Source organism: Arthrobacter sp. Y3223065 (assembly GCF_059090885.1).
Window position 1 is genome coordinate 671,145 of sequence record NZ_JBNHGC010000002.1, and the last position, 16,602, is coordinate 687,746.

10 protein-coding genes are annotated in these 16,602 nt (G+C 69.8%); 7 read left to right on the top strand and 3 right to left on the bottom strand.

Going from position 1 to position 16,602, the window contains the following annotated elements; translation table 11 throughout:
* Positions 1–79 precede the first annotated feature (79 nt).
* The 3 genes from AC5RUK_RS08125 to AC5RUK_RS08135 are packed head-to-tail and all read left to right on the top strand — an operon-like array spanning position 80 to position 7,058.
* Positions 80–451: an MGMT family protein gene (locus tag AC5RUK_RS08125; RefSeq protein WP_493989111.1), complete on the top strand. Its 372-nt coding sequence runs from the start codon at positions 80–82 to the stop codon at positions 449–451.
* Positions 448–3,708 carry an ATP-dependent helicase gene (locus AC5RUK_RS08130; RefSeq protein WP_494107791.1) on the top strand — a complete coding sequence of 1,087 codons (3,261 nt, stop codon included), beginning with the start codon at positions 448–450 and terminating at the stop codon, positions 3,706–3,708. Before AC5RUK_RS08125 ends, AC5RUK_RS08130 begins: the two co-directional genes overlap by 4 nt.
* Positions 3,705–7,058 (top strand): ATP-dependent helicase, encoded by a 3,354-nt coding sequence (locus tag AC5RUK_RS08135; protein ID WP_494107792.1) that lies wholly within the window; start codon positions 3,705–3,707, stop codon positions 7,056–7,058. The genes AC5RUK_RS08130 and AC5RUK_RS08135 overlap by 4 nt, the downstream gene beginning before the upstream one ends.
* A 33-nt stretch (positions 7,059–7,091) precedes the next feature.
* Here AC5RUK_RS08135 and AC5RUK_RS08140 read toward each other — a convergent pair whose 3' ends face one another.
* Positions 7,092–8,354 (bottom strand): macrolide 2'-phosphotransferase, encoded by a 1,263-nt coding sequence (locus AC5RUK_RS08140; protein ID WP_494107793.1) that lies wholly within the window; start codon positions 8,352–8,354, stop codon positions 7,092–7,094.
* Between the two features lie 163 nt (positions 8,355–8,517).
* Between AC5RUK_RS08140 and nudC the strand changes: the two genes are divergently transcribed.
* On the top strand, positions 8,518–9,465 hold the full coding sequence (gene nudC, locus AC5RUK_RS08145) for an NAD(+) diphosphatase (RefSeq protein WP_494107794.1): 948 nt from the start codon (positions 8,518–8,520) through the stop codon (positions 9,463–9,465).
* Positions 9,462–11,594 carry an ATP-dependent DNA helicase UvrD2 gene (locus AC5RUK_RS08150; RefSeq protein WP_494151853.1) on the top strand — a complete coding sequence of 711 codons (2,133 nt, stop codon included), beginning with the start codon at positions 9,462–9,464 and terminating at the stop codon, positions 11,592–11,594. The genes nudC and AC5RUK_RS08150 overlap by 4 nt, the downstream gene beginning before the upstream one ends.
* Before the next feature lie 29 nt (positions 11,595–11,623).
* On the opposite strand, the gene AC5RUK_RS08155 is transcribed toward AC5RUK_RS08150, so the two are convergent.
* The gene (locus AC5RUK_RS08155) at positions 11,624–12,700 is read right to left on the bottom strand and encodes a TOMM precursor leader peptide-binding protein (RefSeq protein WP_494107796.1); all 1,077 of its coding nucleotides are present in this window, start codon (positions 12,698–12,700) and stop codon (positions 11,624–11,626) included.
* 152 nt (positions 12,701–12,852) lie between these two features.
* On the opposite strand from AC5RUK_RS08155, the gene AC5RUK_RS08160 reads away from it, so the two are divergent.
* Positions 12,853–13,521, top strand: a complete 669-nt coding sequence (locus tag AC5RUK_RS08160; RefSeq protein ID WP_494107797.1) for a M48 family metallopeptidase — start codon at positions 12,853–12,855, stop codon at positions 13,519–13,521.
* Positions 13,522–13,579: 58 nt separating this feature from the next.
* Here the strand turns inward: AC5RUK_RS08160 and AC5RUK_RS08165 are convergent, their stop codons facing one another.
* Positions 13,580–15,037 carry a zinc-dependent metalloprotease gene (locus tag AC5RUK_RS08165; RefSeq protein WP_494107880.1) on the bottom strand — a complete coding sequence of 486 codons (1,458 nt, stop codon included), beginning with the start codon at positions 15,035–15,037 and terminating at the stop codon, positions 13,580–13,582.
* Between the two features lie 273 nt (positions 15,038–15,310).
* Between AC5RUK_RS08165 and AC5RUK_RS08170 the strand changes: the two genes are divergently transcribed.
* Positions 15,311–16,444, top strand: a complete 1,134-nt coding sequence (locus AC5RUK_RS08170) for a YlbL family protein (protein WP_494151854.1) — start codon at positions 15,311–15,313, stop codon at positions 16,442–16,444.
* The last annotated feature ends 158 nt before the right edge of the window (positions 16,445–16,602 follow it).

The window sequence follows — 16,602 nt, forward strand, 5'->3', positions numbered from 1 at the left end:
GCGCCGCGGGGTGTGTGCAAGCCGGCGCCTGCCGTCAGCCGGTGCAGGGCGGGCGGGACGACCAAATTACACTGGTGTAATGCGCGATGCGATAGTAGAGGCGGTCCTCGACCTCGCAGCAATCATTCCGCGGGGCCGGGTGCTGTCGTACGGCGATGTCGCCGAGCTGCTCGATGCCGGTGGCGCCCGGCTGGTCGGCAGGATCATGTCCCTGCACGGGGCCGCGGTTCCTTGGTGGCGCATCATTCGCGCCAACGGTTCACTGCCCGATGAGCTGATGGAACAGGCCGTCGCGCACTACCGCCGGGAAGGCACACCCTTGGCGGAGCCGGCGTGGCCGGCCAGGGTGCGCATGGCGCAAGCCCGCTGGGTGCCCGGGCCTGAAGAATTTGCAGCGATTGAGGAGCTCCGGCGCAAAGTGTCCGAAGCGGCTGATGGGATGGGGCCATGATCGAGACCAAGCCATCCGCCGGGTTGAAGCTCGTCCGGCCCGAAACCAGGTCCGCCGGTGCGCCGCTTCCGAGCCCGGACCAGGCGCAGGTCATCGACCTGCCCGCCGGCTGCGGCCCGGTACTGGTCCTTGGCGGCCCGGGTACAGGAAAATCGACCGCTTTGGTGGAGCACACGGTCCGTCGCGTGGAGGAAACCGGGCTGGACCCGGCGAACCTGCTGTTCCTGGCCCCGAACCGTCTGGCGGCCGCGCGCCTGCGCGACGCGCTGACCGGGCGCCTCAACCGCAGCCTGGGCACGTCCCCGACCAGGACCTGGTCGGCCTACGCCTTCGACCTGATCCGGCGGGCACGGGTGGAAGGACTGCTGCCGCTGGTGGAGCGGGCGCCCCGGCTGCTGTCCGGGCCCGAGCAGGACCAGATCATTGCCGAACTGTTGGCCGGCCATCGCGCCGGCTTCGGCCGGGGGGCCGGCTGGCCGGAAGACCTGCAGCAGGCTCTGACCACCCGCGGCTTCCGGCAGGAGGTCCGCCAGCTCTTCGACCGGCTGACCGAGTACGGCAGCACCGCGGGGCAACTGGAGCAGATGGGCGGTGAGTATGGCCGGCCGGACTGGATCGCGGCGGCCCGGCTGTATCGCGAGTACCGTGACGTGATTGACCTCCGGATGCCCGAGGCCTTCGACCCCGCCGGAATCATCACCTCGGCACGCCAGCTGCTGTTGGAGCATCCCGGCCTGCTGGACCGGGAGCGCAGCCGCCTCCGGCTGATCCTGGCGGACGACCTTCAGGAAGCCAATCCCGCTGTCTTCGAACTCCTGGCCTTGCTCGTGGAGGGACAGGATGCCGTGCTCGCAGCCTCGCCGGACACCGTCGTCCAGGGGTTCCGCGGTGCCCGTCCGGATGTCCTCGGCAAGCTGCCCGGGCTGGTTGGCACACCGGACAGGCCGCTCCAAACGCTGGTCCTGACCAGCTCGCACCGGATGGCGCCCGGCATCGCAACCGCTTGGCAGTCCGCTGCGGCCCGGATCTCCCAGGTCGCCGGGGCACACCGCGCCCGTGACCTCGTCCATCCCGGTGCGGAAGCAGAAGCGGGGGGCGGAGCCGAACCCGCCCACGACGCCGCGGACCGGAACGGCGTGGCCGCCGCCAGCGCCCACGTGGTCGCGTCGCCGATCCACGAGCACCGCTATGTCGCGCAGCGGATCCTGGAAGCCAGGTTGTTCGAGGGGTACCGGCTCAGCGAGATGGCTGTGATCGTCCGGACCGGCGGCCAGCTCTCGGCCCTCGCGCGCTACCTCACCGGCCAGGACATCGCGGTCAAGGTCCCGGTTGCCGAAACCGCGGTGCGCGACGAGGCAGCGGTCCGGCCGCTGCTGGACGCGTTGGCCGTGGCCTTGGAGCCGGAACTTCTCACCCCTGACGCTGCCGTCGCCCTCCTGACCTCCAGGATCGGCGGCGCGACGGCGATCGACCTGCGCCGCCTGCGCCAGGCACTCCGGCGCGAAGAGCTGCTCGGCGGCGGAGGCCGGTCCAGCGATTCGCTCCTCGTGGAAGCCCTCGGCGACCCCGCTTTCCTCGGCACGCTCGGAAGGGAAGGCGGATCCGCCAGAAGGATCGCGCGGATGCTCAAAGCCGGTCGGGACGCGGCGGCCGAGCCGGGCGCCAACGCCGAGACCATGCTGTGGGCACTGTGGTCCGCCGCCGGGCTCTCCGATCGCTGGGCTGCACAGGCATTGCAAGGCGGACCGGTCGGCGTGCGGGCCGACCGGGACCTCGACGCCATGATGGCGCTGTTCCAGACCGCCGAGCGGTATGTGGACCAACTGCCCGGCTCGAGCCCGCGGCAGTTTTTGGAATACCTGTTAAACCAGGAATTGCCGATGGACAACCTCGCGCCGCGGGCCCAGGTGCGCGAAGCTGTCGAACTGCTCACGCCAGCCTCGGCGGCAGGCCGGGGCTGGCCGCTGGTCATCGTTGCCGGCGTCCAGGAAGGAGTGTGGCCGAACACCAGGCTGCGTGGGGAGCTGCTGGGCAGCACGGAGTTCGTGGAGGTTTTGGAGCACGGCGTCGAGGACGCCCGGCGGATCGACGCGGTGACCAGGCTGCGGGAAATCCGGTACGACGAATTGCGCAGTTTCTCCACGGCGATCTCGCGCGCCGAACGCCGGCTGATCTGCACGGCAGTGCAGTCCGAAGACGCCCAGCCGTCCCAGTTCCTGGATCTGGTTGACCCCTGGCTCGACCCGGAAACCCCCCGGCCGGCGACCGAAGTCCTCCGGCCGCGAACCGTGCGTGCTTTGGCAGCGGAACTCCGGCAGGCTGCGCAGCAAGCCGCGACCCGTCCGGAACAGGCGTCGGATGCTGCAGCCGTGCTCGCTATGCTGGCGGCCAGCCCGGTTCCGGTCCCGGGGGCGCACCCGCGCGACTGGTGGGGCCTCCAGCCGCTGAGCAGCACGGCACCCGTCGTGCCGGACGGGGAACCCGTCCCGGTCTCTCCCTCGAAGGTAGAGGCCGTCCAGAAATCTCCGCTCGACTGGTTCATCCAAGCGGCAGGAGGCGAAGCGGCCACCGATTTCGCCCGCAGCCTGGGCACCCTGGTCCACGGAATTGCGCAGGACTTTCCCGAGGCCACGGGAACGGAATACGTTGCCGAACTGGTCCGGCGCTGGCCGCAGTTGGGGATGAAGGAGAACTGGGAGGGACGGCTGGACTTCAACCGTGCCGAAGGGATGGTTCGGAGGCTTGCCCAGTACGTCATCCAGATGCGCGCGGAGGGCCGGAGCCTGGTCGGCGTGGAACAGGACTTCTCCGTGGACCTGCAGGGCCCGGAACGCGTGGCCAGGCTTCGCGGGCAAGTGGACCGGTTGGAACTGGACGCCGAGGGGCGGCTGCATATCGTGGACCTGAAAACGGGTCGGGCTGCCCCCACCAAGGCAGAACTGGAGCGGCACCCGCAGCTGGGCAGCTACCAGGCAGCGGTCCAGGCCGGAGGATTCTCCGAGCATGCATCTAGTGCCGGCGGCGCTTCCCTGGTCCAACTGGGACAGGACCTGAAAACGGTCAAGGTCCAGCAGCAGGAGAGCCTGGCCGACGGCGACGAGTGGGCCACAGCGATGATCCATGAGGCCGCGGCGCTCATGGCGGGTTCGGAATTCGAGGCCCGGCACGATCCGCAGCGTACCGGCAACGGCGGCCACGGCTGCCGTGCTCCGGAAATTTGTCCCCTGTGCGCAGAAGGAAGGCAGGTCACCGAATGAGCATCGGAGCGGTCACCACCACCTACAGCCCGGAAGAACTTGCCGGGCTGCTGGGCCAGCATCTGCCGACAGCGGAACAGGCGGCCATCATCAGCTCTCCGCTGCAGCCGATGCTGGTCATCGCCGGCGCGGGCTCCGGCAAGACAGCGACGATGGCCGACCGCGTGGTCTGGCTCGTGGCCAATGGCCTCGTCCGCCCGGATGAAATCCTCGGTGTCACTTTTACCCGCAAGGCCGCAGGCGAGCTGGCCGCCCGGATCCGCGCGCAGTTGGCCAGGCTGGACCGCAAGGGCCTTCTGCCGCAGGAGGCCGACGACGCCGCCGGACTGATGGAACCGAAGGTCTCGACCTACCACTCCTACGCCAACGGTTTGGTCAGCGACTACGGGCTGCGCCTGGGAATCGAACGCGACGTGGTGCTGTTAGGCACCGCGCAGTCCTGGCAGCTGGCCAGCCACTGCGTGGAGGCGTACGACGGCCCCATCGAGCACCTGGCGGCCAGCAAATCGACCCTCGTCAACGCCGTGATGCAGTTCGCCGGGGAATGCTCCGAACACCTGGTCACCCCGGACCATGCAGCCGGCTATCTGGCGGAGGAGGTGGAGCGGATCGCTGCACTTCCCTATATCGAGGGCAGCACGAAGCCGGCCAAGCAGGACGTGCGGAAAATGCTGGACCGGCTGCGGACCCGGATCACCGTGGCCAACCTGGCCGCGGGCTACAACCGGGCCAAGCGGGAACGCGGTGTGCTGGATTTTGGTGATCTCGTCTCCCTCGCGGCCCGCATCGGCCGCGAAGTGCCGCAGGCCCGCCAACTGGAGCGCAGCCGATACAAAGTGGTGTTGCTGGACGAATTCCAGGACACCTCCCACGCCCAAATGGTGCTGTTCTCCGAACTGTTCGGGGACGGGCATGCCGTCACCGCGGTCGGCGACCCCAACCAGTCCATTTACGGCTTCCGCGGTGCCTCCGCCGGCCAGCTCTTCGCTTTCCGGGAGCATTTCCCCCTGGTCGACGACGACGGCCGCAGGGCCCCGGCTCCGGCCGGTTTCCTCACGGTGGCCTGGCGCAACAGCCAAAACATCCTGATGATGGCCAACCGGATTTCGGCACCGCTGAACCGGGAAGATCCGAACCGGCCGCGCCCCGGAAGGATCAGCGTTCCGCCGCTGCGCCCACGGCCGGGAGCCACGGACGGAACGGTGGCACTGGGACGCTACGCGACCGAGGCGGAGGAGACCCTCGCCCTCGCCGACGCGATCGAACGAGCGCGGATGACGGTCTTCGCCCGGGATCCGGAAACGGGCCGTGCCGAACCCGTCAGCACCGCCGTGTTGTGCCGGCGGCGGGCACAGATCCCCGGCATCGCCAAGGCACTCGACGAGCGGGGCATTCCCTACGAAATCATCGGGCTGGCCGGGCTGCTGGCGCAGCCGGAGATCGTGGACCTCGTGGCAACCCTGCGCGTCCTGGCCGATCCCGGACGCTCCGACGCGCTGATGCGGTTGCTGGCAGGGGCCCGCTGGCGGATCGGGCCGGCCGACCTGATGGCCCTCGCCGATTGGTCCCGGTTCCTGGAGAGCCGGCGCCGATCGGCAGCGGCAGGCGAGGCGGCCGACCTGGACCGGGATGAGGCAGCGGGGGAGCCCGTCGTCGAACAGGACCTGGCCGAGGCCGCGTCCCTGATCGAGGCGCTGGACCGGCTGCCCAAGCCGGGCTGGACCTCGCGCCACGGACGATCGCTGACGCCCATCGCGCTTAAGCGTCTGGAGCGCTTGGCAGAAGAGGTCCGCTACCTGCGCAGCTTCGTCGGCGATGACCTGACGCTGCTGCTGGGCGAAGTGGAACGCACCATGCTGCTGGACATCGAAGTTGCCTCCAAGCCGGGCCATAGCATCCACCAGGCGCGGCGCAACCTTGATGCGTTCCACGATGCAGCGGCCGCATTCATGCAGACATCACAGCGAGTGGACCTGCTGGCCTTTTTGGCATGGCTGGAAGCAGCTGCCACCGAGGAGGGGGGCCTGGACATGGCGCAAGTGGACGTGCGGCACGATGCCGTGCAGCTGCTGACGGTCCACGCTTCCAAGGGCCTGGAGTGGGACGCGGTCTTCGTCCCGGGACTCAACGACGGCGCCTTCCCCTCCTCCTCGGACAACCGGTGGAGCAGCGGCCACGCCGCCCTGCCCTGGCCGTTGCGCGGCGACCGGTCCGACCTTCCCCAGTGGGATACCGACCAGCCGGACCAGTTGTCCTGGCTGAACGCGGAAACAGACTACAAGTCGGAAGTCCAGGCGCACGGTGAAGACGAAGAGCGCCGGCTGGCCTACGTCGCCTACACCCGGGCCAAGCACCTGCTGGTCTGCAGTTCAGCCGGCTGGACCGGCACCAAGGTCAAGCCAACCGCGGCGTCGGCCTTTCTGACCGAACTGCACGAGATGTCACACGACGAACCCACCGCAGTGCAGGTGTGGAAATGGGTAGGGGACGAGGAACTCGGGCCGGAGAATCCGTTTCGGGCCGAAGTGGAAACAGCCTTGTGGCCCTTCGATCCGTTGGAAGGACCGCAGGTCTACCGCAGCGGTATCCCGCAGCGGCACCGTGCAGGCCGCCGGGCGGCCATGGAACAGGCCGCGCAGGCAGTGCTCGGGTCGCTGGCACAGGACCGGCAGCCGGCCGCGGACTCCGAGTGGGCACATGAAGCCAGGTTGCTCCTGGAACGGCACAATGCCGCCCCCACCGCCGGCGAGGTGGAGCTGCCGGCGCATATCTCCGCGTCGCTGCTGGTCGACTTGGCCGACGACCCGGACGAAGTCACGCGGCGCCTGCGGCGTCCGGTGCCCCGGAAACCCGGCCTGGCCGCCCGAAAGGGCACCGCCTTCCACAGCTGGATCGAGGAATACTTCGGCACGACAGGGATGTTCGATCTCGAGGACTACCCGGGGGCGGCGGACGCCTACGTCGACGAGGCCTATGAGCTGGCCGGCCTGGTGGAGACGTTCAAGGCCTCCGAATGGGCCAACCGGGTCCCGGCAGCCATTGAGGTGCCGGTCGAGACCCGCGTCGGCGGCGTCGTAGTGCGTGGACGCATCGACGCAGTGTTCCGCGACGCCGACGGCAGCTGGGACCTGATCGACTGGAAGACCGGTACGGCGCCGACGGGCAGGCAAATGTCGGTGAAATCGGTGCAGTTGGCCGTCTACCGGCTGGCGTGGGCGCGCCTGCACGGCATCAACCTGGACCGGGTTAAGGCTGCCTTTTACTACGTTGGGCAGGACAAACTGGTGCGCCCGCACGATCTGGCCGGCGAAGCGGAACTGGAATCGGCGGTGTTGCGGGCCTACGCCTAGGGCCGGCCACGGGAAGGCCGCGCGGCAGCAGCGTCAGCGCTGCTGGTTGATGATCGGAATCGCGCTGGTGTCCGCGGACGCAGGGTCGGCTTCCTTGGCCGGCCGGGCCTCGTCCCCGGCGGCCGAAGTGCCTTCAGCGCTGCTGTCCTCCGGCGGCGCAGGCTCCGCGGCGTCCTGCCTGGCTGTGGGGGATGCCGCAGATGCGGGATCGCCGGCCGGACCCTCAACCGGGAGCAGCGTGACCTTGGGAGCGGGCTCCGCGGCACGGTTCCGGCCCTCGGAACCCGCGGCCGGTTCCCGGGCCGGAGCCGCAGGCGCAGCCGCAGACACCGTGGGGGGAGCGGCAGGCGGCGGGGGAGCGGTCACACTGATGGGCTGGCCGCCGTGTTCGGCGACATCGGATTCGAGCTCGTTCAGCATGTCGACTGCTTCGTCAACCATGGTCTGGTCGCCGGCTGCCAGTCCGCGGACCAGCCATTGGGCGAGCGCGAATTCGGCGGACAGCGCTGCCCGGCGCATCAGGTGGGGATCGACCGGGTCCTTGCGGTATTTCCGGTAGGACTCCAGCACGACGTCGGCGAATGACTGTTCGTGCACGGCCACCAGCCACGCAAAGTCGTCGGCCGGGTCGCCAATGCGCAGGTCGGTCCAACCGGTCACGGAGCTGACGCTGCCGTCATTGACCAGCAGGTTGTCTTCGTGCAGGTCGCCGTGAACCACGCACGGGTTGAACTTCCAGAGGGCCACGTCCTCCAGGGCGTGCTCCCAGCGGCGCAGCAGGGCCGGCGGTATCTTGCCGGTGGTGGCAGCCTGGTCCAGTTCGTTGAGCTTGCGCTGGCGGAACTGGTCGGCGGTGTAGCTGGGCAGGTCCGCGGCATCGACCATGCGCTGGGGTAGGTCGTGGATGCCGGCCGTTGCCCGTCCGATGGATACCGGGACGGCGGCGCCGGCGGCGACCAGCGCTTCCAGCGCCAGCATGTTCCCCGGCACGTGGTTGTAAACGAAGGTGCGCAGCTCGGACTGCTGGACGGTCCCGGCGACCGTGGGCACCTGGAAAGGCAGCTCCGCGCGGATGGCAGGCGAGAAGGCCCGGAGCACCAGCAGTTCCGTTTCCAGCCGCATGCTGGCCTCGGCGTGTTTCGGGGAACGCACGCGCCACCGCTTGCCGGCCGCATCGGTGAGTACGGCGGACTGGAAATCCGCCGCATCGTCTGGCAAACCGGCAACGCCCGTGGGCGTCAACCCGGGTACGGCCGCGCTGGCTATCGCCGCCAGCTCCAGGGGTGTCTTTCTCACGTAGTCCACCGTACGTGCAACCGGTACCGGCAGCCCGGCCACGGCCGCGGCGAGTCGCCGGAAGGGTGACGCAGGCCGCACCGGCAGGCACCGCCGTCGCGCAGTCCACAGCGGCGGCGGCGCGAATAACAGTCCGGGCGCTGTGGTGAGTACGGTAGAGAGCATGAGTCTTAGCACCGCCGCTGCAGGGTTCCCGCCGCTGGGCCAGCTGATGTTGGCGCGCACCACCATGGACCGCGGCTGTGAGCGACGCAGCCATCCCGGCCTGGTGGACGGCATCTGGGACAGGGACACCACCCACGTGATGCTCATTTCCGACGGCAAGACGCTGGTACGCGGCGGAAGGATCGTGTTGCTTCCGAGCAGTGAACGGACCGCAACAACGTTGTCCGTCTACCTCGGACGGGCCGTGGAAGGCGCGGATGTGCCCGTCGGGACGGACATTGTCCTGTCCGTGTTGGCGGAGGGTGCAGAAGCGGCCGGCTACGACGGCGAGTGGCTGGGCCTGCGCGATGTGGCGGGGGAGCTCTCTGCGCAGGACGCGGGGCTGTTTGTGGAGGCCGCGGCGATTTCCAATTGGCACCTGACCCACACCCATTGCCCGCGCTGCGGCCACCGCACGGAGATCGAGCAGGGCGGTTGGGTGCGCCGCTGTCCCGCCGACGGAAGCGAGCACTTCCCACGCACGGATCCCGCGGTCATCGTTTCGGTCGTCGACGAGGACGACCGCCTGCTGCTCGGCCGCAACAGCGCATGGCCGGCCAGCCGCTATTCGACCCTGGCCGGCTTCGTCGAGCCGGGGGAGTCGCTCGAGGCCGCGGTGATGCGGGAGATCGAGGAGGAGTCCGGCGTCGTGGTGCACTCGCCCCGATATCTCGGTTCCCAGCCGTGGCCGTTCCCCGCATCGCTGATGATCGGCTTCACGGCCGTAGCGACCGACGCGGCGTCGGTGCCCGATGGCGTGGAGATCCTGGACACACGCTGGTTCAGCCGGAAGGAACTGGCCGCGGCGCTGAGGGCCGACGAGGTCCAGGTGGCCAGCGGCATTTCGATTGCGCGGGCGATGATCGAGCACTGGTACGGCGGCGAGCTGCCGCAGGCCGGACGATGAGCGCAGCCGCCGCCGGGCCCCTCCCGGACAGCAGCCTCGAAGACCAGATCCTGGCCGGGCTGGACGACGAACAGCGGCAGGTGGCCACCAGCCTGGCCGGACCGCTGTGTGTCCTCGCCGGAGCGGGCACCGGCAAGACCCGCGCGATCACCCATCGGATCGCCTACGGCGTCCACACCGGGGTGTATACGCCGCAGCGGGTGCTGGCCGTGACGTTCACCGCGCGCGCAGCCGCCGAAATGCGGACGCGGCTGCGCGACCTTGGTGTCGGCGGAGTGCAGGCGCGCACGTTCCACGCCGCGGCGTTGCGCCAGCTGCAGTTCTTCTGGCCGCAGGCGGTCGGCGGTCCGTTGCCCGGCCTGCTGGACCACAAGGCAAGCGTGATCGCCGAATCTGCCCGGCGCCTGCGGCTGACCACCGACCGTGCCGCCATCCGCGACCTGGCGGCCGAGATCGAGTGGGCCAAGGTTTCCATGCTCACGCCCGACAGCTATGTCCGCCGGGCGGCCGGCCGTGCCGCACCGGCAGGCTACGACCTGACGACGGTGGCGCGGCTGTACCAGGCGTACGAGGACGTGAAGACGGACCGGAACATCATCGACTTCGAGGACGTCCTGCTCATCACCGTGGGGATCCTCGAGGAAGACTCGAAGGTGGCGGCCGCCGTACGGGACCAGTACCGGCACTTCGTGGTGGACGAATACCAGGACGTCTCGCCGCTCCAGCAGCGGCTTTTGGACCTCTGGCTGGGGGACCGCGAAGAACTCTGCGTGGTCGGGGACGCCAGCCAGACCATCTACTCCTTCACGGGAGCGACCTCCCGCCACCTGCTCGAGTTCACCAAACGCTTCCCCGGAGCCGACGTCGTGAAACTCGTCCGGGACTACCGCTCCTCGCCGCAGGTCGTGCAGCTGGCCAACTCGCTGCTGGCCGCCCGCACCCGGCAGCCGTCGCGGGGCACGGACAGCTGGCCGACGCCGCTGGAGCTCATCGCCCAGCGTCCGGCCGGGCCCGAGCCCTCGTTCACGGAATGTGCCGACGACGAGGCGGAGGCGTCGCAGGTGGCCACCCGCATCCGCGGACTGCTGGACGACGGCGTGGCCGCTGCCCAGATAGCGGTGCTGTTCCGCACCAACGGCCAGTCCCAGGCCTACGAACAGGCGCTGGCCAGCGCCGGTATCGGCTATCAGCTGCGCGGCGGAGAGCGGTTCTTCCAGCGGCGGGAGGTCCGCGACGCGATCCTTCAGCTGCGGGCCTCGTCCCGTGCGGCCGGAACTGAGCCCGTGCCCCAACTGGTCCGGGACGTCCTGGCGAACCTGGGCTACACCCGGGAGGCTCCGCAGACCGGCGGAGCTGTCCGGGAACGCTGGGAATCGCTGGCCGCGCTGGTGCGACTGGCCGATGAGCTGGACACCGCCCGCGGTTCCGCAGCGGGCGGTGTGTTCACCATGCTCGACTTCGTGGCGGAGCTCGACGAACGGGCGGCCTCGCAGCATGCTCCCACGGTGCAAGGTGTCACCCTCGCCTCGCTGCACTCGGCGAAGGGCCTGGAATGGGACGCAGTCTTCCTGGTCGGTTTGAGCGAGGGGCTGATGCCGATCTCCTTCGCCGACACTGACGAGGCCGTGGACGAGGAACGCCGGCTGCTCTATGTGGGCATTACCCGTGCCCGCCAGCACCTGGCCCTGTCCTGGTCGCTGGCCCGGACCCCGGGGGGCCGCGCCAACCGCAAACCGTCGCGGTTCCTGGACGGGCTGCGGCCGGCCTCTTCCTCCTCGGTCCGCGGCGCGTCGGGCCAGCGCCCGGCTCGGCGCAAGCAGGCCGCGCCGGCGGTTTGCCGCGTCTGCGGCAGCCTGCTCGGCAGCGGGGCGGAACGCAAGGTCGGCCGGTGCAACAGTTGTCCTCCCACCTACGAGGAGTCGACGTTTGAGGCGCTGCGCGAATGGCGCAAGGACACGGCCAGCGAAGCCTCGATGCCCGCCTTCGTGATCTTCACCGACGCCACCCTGGTGGCCATCGCCGAAGCCCGGCCGCAGTCATTGCAGGAGCTGTCCAGGCTGGCCGGAGTGGGGCCGTCCAAGCTGGAGCGCTACGGCGAGGATGTGCTGCGCGTCCTGGCGGCGAACTGAGCCTGCAGGCGCCCGCGGCCAGTGCGCGCTCAGGATGCCGGGGCCGGCACGCAGCCGCAGGCCGGGTGCGGCGGATAGGCGTGCCGCGACACGGTGCCGTCGCCGCTGTCGAGTTTGAGCACGGCGGAAAAACTGCCGGGCTGGTTCCGCCCGTCCAGGAACAGCAGTGCCTGCATCGCCGCCAGCCCGGCCGCGGCTACCGACTGCGATACTTCGTCGGCCGGGCCCCGGTCTGCCGCCGGCGCGAACGGACGGCTGGTTAACCGGGCAACGACGTCGGGCCACGCCGGATCGGCGTCGGCGCGGTGCAGTTCCACGCAGCCAAGGCAGCTTGTCTGACCGGGAACCACCAACGGCCCGATCAGGGTGTCCTGCTCGCGCACCAGGACGCTCAGGTGGGGGTGGCCCCGGCTCATGAGCGCCGCGGCGACCCGGGGGTCGGGCACGTCGCGGTCCACGTAGACGGCCAGGCTGAGCGCCCGCGGAAAGATGCCCGCGGCGCCCTGCTCCGCGGTCGCGCCGGGCAAGAGGTGGCAGGAGACCGTGGGATCGATCTGGTGCACCGCCCGCCGCACGGCCTGCCCGCGGCCCAGGCCGATGTCGGCGACCCGGAAGGCCCCGGAACCGACATCCGACGGGCCGGCCACCGCCGGGTCCTCCAGCAGAAGAGTGCCGACGCCGGCCGCCGCCAGGGCGGTGGCCAACGCTGCGCCGGTGCGTCCCAGCCCGATCAGTTGCACTATGCAGCGGCCGCGGGCGGCGAGCTGTCCTTCACCGTCGGCCGAGTAGACCGCCGACCAACGGCGCGCATCCGGCGCGAGCCGGTCGGCGCGCAAACCGGACAGGCGTTCCCCGCCGGAGTCCGGCAACAGGACCGGTGCCAGCGCCGCCAGCAGCGACGCGGCCCGCTCCTTATCCAGGCCGCAGCCTGCCCGTACGTCGTCCAGATCGGCCGATTCGATCCCCTGGCACAGCCGGCGCAGGAAGCGCCGGTCCGCTTCCCCGGTTCCCTCGATCACCAGTCCGCCGGCACCCAGGCCGAACTGGACGCTGCCCGCGGCGCCTTCGAGCGTGCGCAGGCCGGGATTGATCCTCAACTGTGCCACCGCCACCCTCCTCGCCGCCAGCCCGTGGTCCGGGCGCGTCCCGGTCCTCCATGCTGGCACGGCGGTGGCAGGCGCCGGACGGTTATCCACAGAAAACGGGCAGCGGGCGTTCGCGGATGCGGACGGTCGAAGACACCCGGTAACCTCATCGCATGTCCCGAGCAGAACAGACCCAGGAATTCCCCGACACCGCAACGCCTACGCGGCCGGTGCCACTGGTGGCCGGCACGGGGGAGCGGGTGGCCCTGACCACATCCAACGGCGCCCCCGTGGTGGTCAAACGGTCCGCGCGCCGGCGCCGGACCGTCTCGGCCGCCTGGCGGGACGGAGCCGCCGTGATTTCCATTCCCGGCCATTTTTCGCAGGCGCAGGAACGGGAGTGGGTGCAGCGGATGCTGGCCAGGCTCGAGACGCGCAGCTCCCGTCCGGCGGGACGGACCGCTGCGAGCGACACGGACCTGGCCCGGCACGCAGCGGAGCTGTCGCAGCGTTACCTGGCCGGCAACGCCATCCCGACCAGCATCCGGTGGGTTTCCAACCAGAACGACCGCTGGGGGTCGGCGACGCCGGCACGGGGCACCATCCGCATCTCGGACAAGATCAAGGACATGCCCGGCTGGGTCATCGACTATGTGATCCTGCACGAGCTCGCGCACCTGCTGGAGGCAGGCCACGGCCCGCGCTTCTGGCAATTGCTGCAGGCCTATCCGCAGCTGGAACTGGCCAAGGCCTTCCTCTCCGGCGCGGCCTTTGCCATGGGCCGCGGCCTACAGGACGAGGACGATGTGGACGGCGCCGGGGCCGCCGAAAGCGACAGCTAGCTCCGGTCTCCGTTTCCGGTACCTTCCGGCACTGCCGTCGGCGGTGCCGGAGGGACAGCTAGCTCCGGTCTCCGTTTCCGGTACCCTCCGGACCGCCGTCTCCGGTACCGGAGTCCTCACCGTCGGCGGGCCCGTCCGGGCCGCCATCGGCGGTACCGTCCGGCTTCCCGGCATCGCCCTCGCCGGGCTGCTCTTCGAATCCGCCGCTCAGGAGCTTTTGCAGGGCCTCGTCGACTTCTGCCTCGGAGGCGTCCAGCAGTTTCCGGCGGGCGCTGAAGCCGGCAGGATCGTCCAGATCCTCCGCGGTCGGCAGCAGGTCGGGGTGGTGCCAGATCGCGTCGCGCCCCTCGACCCCGCGTTCCTCCTTAAGGGCGGACCACAGGGCGGCCGCATCCCGCAAGCGGCGGGGCCGCAGCTCAAGTCCGACCAGTGCGGCGAAGGCGTGTTCCGACGGGCCGCCGGTGGCGCGCCGCCGCCGGACCGTTTCGCGCAGCGCCGGGGCGGAGGGCAGGTTGGCCGCCGCGCTGGCGGTGAGCTCGTCCACCCAGCCCTCGACCAGCGCGAGCGCTGTTTCCAGCTTGGCCAGGGCGGCCTCCTGGTCCGGCGTGCGCTTCGGCATGAACACCCCCTGCGAGAGTGCCTGCTGCATGGATTCGGGGTTGGTGGGATCCAGGTCGCGGGCCACTTCCTCGATCCGCCCCATGTCGATGTGGATGCCGCGGGCATAGCTTTCGATGGCGCCCAGCAAATAGCCGGACAGCCACGGGACGTGGGTGAACAAGCGGGTGTGCGCAGCTTCCCGGATCGCCAGGAAGAGCAGCACGTCCTGCCCGGGGATGTCCAGGCCCTCGCCGAAGGACTTAACGTTGGCCGGCAGCAGGGCCATCTTGCCCTCCACCAGCGGGACACCGATGTCGGTGGAACTGACCACATCCTTGGCCAAGGCCCCGACAGCCTGGCCCAGCTGCATGCCGAACATCGCGCCGCCGAGGTTCTGCAGCATGGAATGCGCCCCACCGAGCATCTGCTTCATTTCCTCCGGCACCTGCTCGGTCAGCGCACTGGTCAGCGCGAAGGCGATGCTGTTGGCGACCGGCTCCGTCAGCCGCTTCCAGGTCGGCAGCGTTGCCTCAACCCACTCGGCACGGGACCAGGCCCTGCCGATCAGGCCGGTGCCGGGCATGCTCGTCACCGGATCAAGCCACATCTCGGCCAGCCGGAGCGCTTCGTCGACGGCGCGGCCCTGTGCTGACGAGACGGACGGATCGCTGTCCGAGGCCGCCACCTTGCGGGCGCTTTCATGGGCCAGTTTCCAGTTGACAGGACCTTCGGCGGGGGCGCTCATCATCGCCTGGACCTGCTGGAACATCTGCGCAAGGGCATTCGGGTCGGAAGGCAGTCCTGCCGCCTTGGCAATTTCCGCGGGATCCATTGCCCCGGCCTGGCCGCCGAAGAGCTTGGCGAACATCTCCGCCAGCGGATCCTGCGGGTCGTCGTCGGGCTGCTTAGGGGTCATCACTACCACCGGTCCTCGAGGGTTGGAGCGGGCACGGGTCGAGCGGCTGCCGGGGAGGCGGCGGGGGCTGTGCCCGGGATGTTGCGTGAGTCCCACGTTACCGGCAGCCGGGATTCCTTGTCGCGCCGGAGAAGGGCAGTTCGCTCAAGGCCGAGCAGCGCAGCACCACCGATGCCGGGCCGACGGCGTACGCTAGAGCAGGCGCCGCGAGCGCCGTCGGGCGGCAGCGCGTGAGGTGTGCGACCCGGACAGCAGCGAGAGGGAAACCAGCAGGTGACACAGTCCACCAACAAGGGCACCGAGCACGGCACGGACGGCTGGGCCGCCAACGCTCCCGGTCCGCAGCCGGCCGCGCCGCAGGCCCGAAACCTCAGGCAGCCGGTCATGGCGACCGCCGCCGTCGTTGCCGTCGTGGCCGGTGCGGCAGGGCTGGCGCTGCCGGCAGGCTACGTCATCGAGATACCCGGTCCTGCCATCAACACCATCGGTGAGGTCTCCGGCACCCCGCTGATCGAGGTTCCGGACCGCCCCACCTACGAGACTTCCGGTGCCCTGGACCTGACGACGGTGTACGTGGAAGGCGGGCCCAACTCGAACGTCAACATGCTGCAGGTCCTGGCCGCCTGGCTCCACCCCCAGCGCAGCGTGGCACCGGCCGACCTGGTCTATCCGCCGGACGTGACGCAGGACGACATCCAGCAGCAAAACGCGGCGTTGATGGCGTCGTCGCAGGAGTCATCGGTCGCGGCTGCCCTGACCCAGTTGGACGTGGAGTACTCGCAGACCCTCTCGGTCGCCGACTTCACCCCGGACGCGGCGGCGGCAGGAGTATTGGAGCTGCAGGACGCGATCCGGACCATCAACGGCCGGCCGGTCACCGGTATCGAGGTGCTGCGCGAGGAGCTCAACGCCAGCGCGGGCGCCCCGGTGGAACTGGGCATCGCGCGCGACGGCCGCGAGGAAACCGTGGATGTGGCACCGCAGGCCAACGACGAGGGCGACTACCAGCTGGGCGTCCTGCTGGGCACCGAATTCGACTTCCCGTTCGAGGTGAAGATCCAGCTGGACAACGTGGGCGGCCCCAGCGCCGGCATGATGTTCGCGCTGGGCATCATCGACACCCTGACGGAAGGGGAAATGACGGGCGGGAAACACTTTGCCGGGACCGGCACCATCGACGCGGAGGGCACCGTCGGGCCGATCGGCGGGATCCGGCAGAAAATGATCGGCGCCCGGGAAGCCGGCGCCACCGTGTTCCTGGCGCCGGAAGCAAATTGCGCGCAGGTGGCCGGCCGCGTCCCGGAAGGGCTGCAGGTTGTCCCGGTGGCGACGCTGGACGACGCCGTTGAAGCCGTGACGTCGATCGGCGAGGGCGGCGACGCAGCCGCCCTGCCCGGCTGCAGCTGATTCGTTTCAGCAGCGGCCCGGTCACATTCCGGCAACAGTGCCGGCCCGTCCCGGCGCCGCGGTTCGCCGGGGCCGGTGTTGACAAGGCAGAATGGGAACGGAACCCTCCGAGGCGTCCGTTCGTGGCATCTAGGGGGAGTGTCCCCAGCAGCGGCGGT

Coding starts and splice junctions, on each gene's coding strand:
- AC5RUK_RS08125 (WP_493989111.1), top strand. CDS start 80: ATGCGCGATGCGATAGTAGAGGCGGTCCTCGACCTCGCAGCAATCATT.
- AC5RUK_RS08130 (WP_494107791.1), top strand. CDS start 448: ATGATCGAGACCAAGCCATCCGCCGGGTTGAAGCTCGTCCGGCCCGAA.
- AC5RUK_RS08135 (WP_494107792.1), top strand. CDS start 3,705: ATGAGCATCGGAGCGGTCACCACCACCTACAGCCCGGAAGAACTTGCC.
- nudC (WP_494107794.1), top strand. CDS start 8,518: ATGAGTCTTAGCACCGCCGCTGCAGGGTTCCCGCCGCTGGGCCAGCTG.
- AC5RUK_RS08150 (WP_494151853.1), top strand. CDS start 9,462: ATGAGCGCAGCCGCCGCCGGGCCCCTCCCGGACAGCAGCCTCGAAGAC.
- AC5RUK_RS08160 (WP_494107797.1), top strand. CDS start 12,853: ATGTCCCGAGCAGAACAGACCCAGGAATTCCCCGACACCGCAACGCCT.
- AC5RUK_RS08165 (WP_494107880.1), bottom strand. CDS start 15,037: ATGACCCCTAAGCAGCCCGACGACGACCCGCAGGATCCGCTGGCGGAG.